Origin of the sequence: Pseudomonas sp. UBA4194, assembly GCF_002379585.1 — a bacterium.
Lineage (GTDB): Bacteria > Pseudomonadota > Gammaproteobacteria > Pseudomonadales > Pseudomonadaceae > Aquipseudomonas.
Genome location: NZ_DFUE01000081.1, coordinates 1 through 1,486 on the forward strand (window position 1 = coordinate 1; position 1,486 = coordinate 1,486).

The window sequence follows — 1,486 nt, forward strand, 5'->3', positions numbered from 1 at the left end:
GTGAGGGGACCATTCCCCCCATAATCAACGCCAACCACCCTAACCACCATAATCACCCCCCCCCAAAGGAGCCCCATGCCACACCCCACCCCCCAACCCACCATCACCCCCGTGCACCCCCACGACATACCGGAGTTGCTGCCCTTCCTGCTGGCCGCCCGCGCCGACATGTTCCCCAAATTGCACAACACCCCCATCCCCGCCGACCTGGCTGCTTTCGAACAGGTATACCTGCGCGGCCAAGGTCGCTTCCTGGTGGCCAAGGCCCAGGGCCGGATAATCGGCGCCATCGGCTACCTGCCCTACGACCGGCGCTTCCCGGGGTTGGATTATGTGGATCTGCAGGTCGTGGAAGTGGTGCGTCTGTTCGTGCTGCCGGAGTATCGGCGGGGAGGGATAGCGCGGGGCTTGTATCAGGCGTTACAGGACATGGCGCAGGCGGCAGGGGTGCAGGTCGTGTACTTGCATACCCACCCCTTCCTGGCCGGCGCCGTGGACTTCTGGCACCGGCAAGGTTTCGAGCTGATCGGGGTAGACCCCGATCCGCTCTGGCAGACGACGCACATGCAGCGGCGTCTGCCTAGTTGATGCGTGGATGCTGCTGCACCAGATTCTCGCGCTTGGCCTCCAGGGCGGCGATCTCGGCATCGATGTCTTCGATCTTCTGCTCGATATTGTCGTGGTGCTCCTGCAGCAGTTCACGGGCTTCGTCGAGGTCGGACGCAGCCGGTGCGGCGCCACGCAACGGCTTGTTCGCCGTTTCTTTCATGGTCAAACCCGTCACCAGCCCCACAACCGCGATCACCATCAGGTAATACGCCGGCATGTAGAGGTTATTGGTGCTCTCGACCAGCCACGCCACTGCCGTGGGGGTCAGCCCAGCGATCAGAACCGAAACGTTGAAGGCACTGGCCAGGGCACTGTAGCGGATGTGCGTCGGGAACATGGCCGGCAGCGTAGAGGCCATCACGCCGATGAAGAAGTTGAGGATCACTGCCAGCACCAGCAGGCCGGCAAAGATCAGCCCGATCTTGCCGCTGTTGATCAGCATGAACGCAGGTACCGCAAACAGGAACAGGCAGATGCTGCCAACCACGATGAAGGGTTTGCGCCCGATCTTGTCGCTGACGAAGCCAATCAGCGGCTGTACGAACAGCATGCCGACCATGATCGCGATGATGATCAACACACCATGATTTTCGCTGTAATGCAGGTTATGCGTCAGGTAGCTGGGCATGTAGGTAAGCAGCATGTAATAGGTGACGTTGGTCGCCGCCACCACGCCGATGCAGGTCATCAAACTGCGCCAGTGCTTGGTCGCCACTTCCTTGAACGACACCTTGGGTCCACCGGCCAGTCCTTCGCGGTCGCCGTGTTCCAGTTGTTCGACGTGTTGCTGGAAGGCTGGGGTTTCCTCCAGGGCGTGACGCAGGTACAGGCCGATGATGCCCAGCGGCAAGGCGAGGAAGAACGGCAGACGCCAGCC

General features: G+C 61.5%; 2 protein-coding genes. One reads left to right on the forward strand and one right to left on the reverse strand.

Going from position 1 to position 1,486, the window contains the following annotated elements; all coding sequences use genetic code 11:
- The first annotated feature begins 75 nt into the window (after positions 1 to 75).
- Complete coding sequence (locus B3397_RS19690; RefSeq protein ID WP_296253311.1) at positions 76 to 588, forward strand: GNAT family N-acetyltransferase; 513 nt, start codon at positions 76 to 78, stop codon at positions 586 to 588.
- On the opposite strand, the gene proP is transcribed toward B3397_RS19690, so the two are convergent.
- A partial coding sequence (proP, locus tag B3397_RS19695) for a glycine betaine/L-proline transporter ProP (protein WP_296253312.1) occupies positions 581 to 1,486 on the reverse strand: 906 nt, incomplete at its 5' end. The genes B3397_RS19690 and proP overlap by 8 nt on opposite strands.

Excerpts from the sequence above, each read along its gene's own strand:
- B3397_RS19690 (WP_296253311.1), top strand. The coding sequence starts at position 76 with ATGCCACACCCCACCCCCCAACCCACCATCACCCCCGTGCACCCCCAC.